2 tRNA genes and 3 rRNA genes (1 of these 5 cut by a window edge) are annotated in these 4,094 nt (G+C 53.4%); all 5 read left to right on the top strand.

The features are described from left to right. Nucleotides 1–277 (top strand): 16S ribosomal RNA (locus OJ996_RS26265) (it extends 1,340 nt beyond the left edge of the window). A gap of 184 nt (nt 278–461) precedes the next feature. Next, nucleotides 462–537, top strand: a tRNA-Ala gene (locus OJ996_RS26270). A 66-nt stretch (nt 538–603) separates the two neighbouring features. Further along, nucleotides 604–680, top strand: a tRNA-Ile gene (locus tag OJ996_RS26275). Nucleotides 681–933: 253 nt separating this feature from the next. Beyond that, nucleotides 934–3,769: ribosomal RNA gene (locus tag OJ996_RS26280) — 23S ribosomal RNA — on the top strand. 160 nt (nt 3,770–3,929) lie between these two features. Then, a 5S ribosomal RNA gene (gene rrf, locus OJ996_RS26285) occupies nt 3,930–4,045 on the top strand. The 16S, 23S and 5S rRNA genes sit together here with 2 tRNA genes alongside, the layout of an rRNA operon. Nucleotides 4,046–4,094 lie beyond the last annotated feature (49 nt).

Consider the following 4,094-nt stretch of genomic DNA (forward strand, 5'->3'; position numbering starts at 1 on the left):
ACAATGAGAACCGAGACCGCGAGGTGGAGGAAATCTACAAAACTGGGCCCAGTTCGGATTGGAGGCTGCAACTCGCCTCCATGAAGCCGGAATCGCTAGTAATGCTGCATCAGCTACGGCAGCGTGAATACGTTCCCGGGTCTTGTACACACCGCCCGTCACATCATGGAAGCCGGTAGCACCCGAAGTATCGTACGATCCTAAGGTGAAGCTGGTAACTGGGATGAAGTCGTAACAAGGTAGCCGTAGGGGAACCTGCGGCTGGATCACCTCCTTTCTATGGAGTAGCTTCAAACCTTCTCAAGGTCACTGAAGCAGGTCGATGCCCGACACCGAGCAATCGGAAGGGCATCGCGGCGAGCGAAAGCGAACCGCAAAATATTATTAGCATCGCGACTTGCGACAGTATCGCAGCACACAATTTGGCTTTCGTCCTCTTCTTCTTCAATCCTCCTACGAGAGGGGGTTTAGCTCAGTTGGTAGAGCGTCTGCTTTGCAAGCAGAATGTCAACGGTTCGAATCCGTTAACCTCCACCATCTTTCACGATCCGTCTCGAGCTTTGCGGGCAACCGCGGGAGCAAACGGGTCATGGAAAATTAATTGGGCCTGTAGCTCAGTTGGTTAGAGCACCGCCTTGATAAGGCGGGGGTCATAGGTTCGAGTCCTATCAGGCCCACCACTTTTTCGGAAAGGGAATGAAGAACGTGATAACAGACTTGTGAGAGCCTTGCCGCTCTTTGACATCCGCATGGAGATTACAGTTTTTGAAAATGACTGCAAAAAATCAATTGTTCACATGAGCCATTAATTTGCGCGGTCCTTGGTATATGACTGATTTGGCCGGTGTGACTCATACCGGCCCGCGATTGCAAACCACGGCTTCTTTACGGCGGCCGCAGGTGCAATCGCCTGAACAGCTGATTTCGATATGGAATCAAGCTTTAAAGGGCACAGAGTGGATGCCTTGGTGCTAACAGGCGATGAAGGACGTGATAAGCTGCGATAAGCTTCGGGGAGCGGCAAACACGCTTTGATCCGGAGATTTCCGAATGGGGTAACCTGGTGGTGTTAATACGCCATCGTTCTTTCCTGAATCAAATAGGGAAAGAGACGCGATACCCGGTGAAGTGAAACATCTCAGTAACCGGAGGAAAAGAAAGAGAATCGATTCCGTAAGTAGTGGCGAGCGAAAGCGGAGTAGCCCAAACCGGGAGCTTGCTCCCGGGGTTGTAGGACCCCGACGTGGGACCGTTGACGATAGGTGAAGGACCTGGAAAGTTCCGACAGAGAGGGTGAAATCCCCGTAACCGAAATCCGACGCGGCCCTAGGGTGTTCCTGAGTAGCACAGCACACGTGGAACGTTGTGTGAATCTGCGCCGACCACGGCGTAAGGCTAAATACTAGTTAGCGACCGATAGTGAACCAGTACCGTGAGGGAAAGGTGAAAAGAACCGCTGTGAGCGGAGTGAAATAGAACCTGAAACCCTGTGCCTACAAGGTGTAAGAGCAGCTTCGGCTGTGATTGCGTGCCTTTTGCTTAATGAGTCTGCGAGTCAGTATGTGTGGCAAGCCTAAGATCTTCCGGATCGGAGGCGCAGCGAAAGCGAGTCCGAATAGGGCGACCATAGTTGCACGTGCTGGACCCGAAGCGGAGGTGATCTACCCTTGACCAGGTTGAAGCGCGGGTAAAACCGCGTGAAGGACCGAACCGGTGAATGTTGAAAAATTCTCGGATGAGTTGAGGGTAGGAGTGAAAGGCTATTCAAACCCCGTGATAGCTGGTTCTCCTCGAAATGCATTGAGGTGCAGCGTCGCGTGCTGATTACCGGGGGTAGAGCACTGAAAGGGCTAGGGGGCATACCCGTCTACCAAACCCTATCAAACTCCGAATACCGGTGAGTGGAGCGCGGCAGTGAGACGGTGGGGGATAAGCTTCATCGTCAAAAGGGAAACAACCCTGATCAGCAGCTAAGGTGCCTAAACCATGCTAAGTGGAAAGGATGTGGGATTTCACAGACAGTGAGGATGTTGGCTTAGAAGCAGCCACCATTTAAAAAGTGCGTAATAGCTTACTCATCGAGAGATCCTGCGCCGAAAATGATCGGCGATAAGCATGGTACCGAAGCTCTGGGTGTCTACTGTATCAGTAGGCGCGGTAGAGGAGCATTCCCAACGCGTTGAAGGGTGATGGCGACTGACCCTGGAGAGTTGGGAAGAGAGGATGCAGACATGAGTAACGATAAGACCGGTGAAATCCCGGTCCGCCGTAAACCCCAGGTTTCCCGGGCTACGTTTTTCGTCCCGGGGTTAGTCGGGACCTAAGCCGAGGCGGATACGCGTAGGCGATGGACAGCAGTTTAATATTACTGCACTTGCGAAACTTAAGTAGGGAGGACGCATGATGGAAAGCCACTAGGTGATTGAATTCCGAGGTGAGGCTACGGCCGATCCGCATGGCTGGAAGTTGTGCCAAGAAAAGCCCCTATGCATGCTAAGCAACCCGTACCGTAAACCGACACAGGTGGGTGGGTAGAGTATACCAAGGCGCAAGAGTGAACCCTGGTTAAGGAACTCGGCAAATTAGCCCCGTAACTTCGGAAGAAGGGGTGCCCCATGCAAATGGGGCCGCAGTGAAATGGCCCAACCGACTGTTTAGCAAAAACACAGCACTCTGCCAAGACGCTAAGTCCAAGTATAGGGTGTGACACGTGACCAATGCGGAAAGATTAAGGTAAGAGGTTAGCCGCAAGGCGAAGCTTTGAGCCCAAGTCCCCGTGAATGTCGGCCGTAACTATAACGGTCCTAAGGTAGCGAAATTCCTTGTCGGGTAAGTTCCGACCTGCACGAATCGTGTAACGAGTTGGGCACTGTCTCAACCAGGTGCTCAGTGAAATTGTAATGGCGGTGAAGATGCCGCCTACCCGCAGAAGGACGGAAAGACCCTATAGACCTTAACTGTAAGCTGTCATTGGTTTTTCGATTCTCATGCTCAGCATAAGTGGGAGACGTTGATCTGGTCCTTTAGGGGATCAGGGAGTCATCAGTGAGATACCACCCTTGGGTGTTGGAAGATCTAACCCCGACCCGTGAAACCGGGCGGGAAACAGTGTCAGCCGGTCAGTTTTACTGGGGCGGTATCCTCCCAAAGAGTAACGGAGGAGCGCGAAGGTGGGCTCAGCATGGTCTGCAACCATGTGTCGAGTGCATAGGCATAAGCCCGCCTAACTGTGAGACCTACAAGTCGAGCAGAGACGAAAGTCGGCCTAAGTGATCCGGCGGTAGAATGTGGAATTGCCGTCGCTCAACGGATAAAAGGTACCTTAGGGATAACAGGCTGATTTCGCCCAAGAGTTCATATCGACGGCGAAGTTTGGCACCTCGATGTCGGCTCGTCGCATCCTGGGGCTGGAGAAGGTCCCAAGGGTCCGGCTGTTCGCCGGTTAAAGCGGCACGCGAGCTGGGTTCAGAACGTCGCGAGACAGTTCGGTCCTCTATCCTCTGTGGGCGCAGGAAAACTGAGGGGTTCAATTCCTAGTACGAGAGGACCGGAATTGACGCACCTCTGGTGCACCGGTTGTTCTGTCAAGAGCATGGCCGGGTAGCTATGTGCGGACGAGATAAGCGCTGAAAGCATCTAAGCGCCAAGCTCCTCCCAAGATGAGTTTTCCCTGAAGGATCGTGGAAGACTACCACGTTGATAGGCCGGAAGTGGAAGTGTAGCAATATATGCAGCTTACCGGTACTAATCATCCGTCTGGCTTGATTCCGTTCGGAATCGCTTGTTTCCAAGCGACCGCGCACGGTTCAAAGTGGACGAATTGAGGTTGTTTGAATGACTGTAAGACTCCGTGCGGATGTCAGGGAGCGGCTTGGAAGAAAGCCAGCTTTTGACCGCTAGAGCATCAGCCCCGTAAGGCGGGGTTGACCTCTGGTGGCCAGAGCGCGGTGGAACCACCCGGTCCCATTCCGAACCCGGAAGTGAAACGCTGCAGCGCCGATGGTATTGGGACGACAGGTCCTGTGAGAGTAGGTCGCCGCCAGGTATTCGCCCGGCCCCGAGTAACATCGGGGCCGGGCGCTTTTTTGTACCCT

Source organism: Luteolibacter rhizosphaerae (genome assembly GCF_025950095.1).
Lineage (GTDB): Bacteria > Verrucomicrobiota > Verrucomicrobiia > Verrucomicrobiales > Akkermansiaceae > Haloferula > Haloferula rhizosphaerae.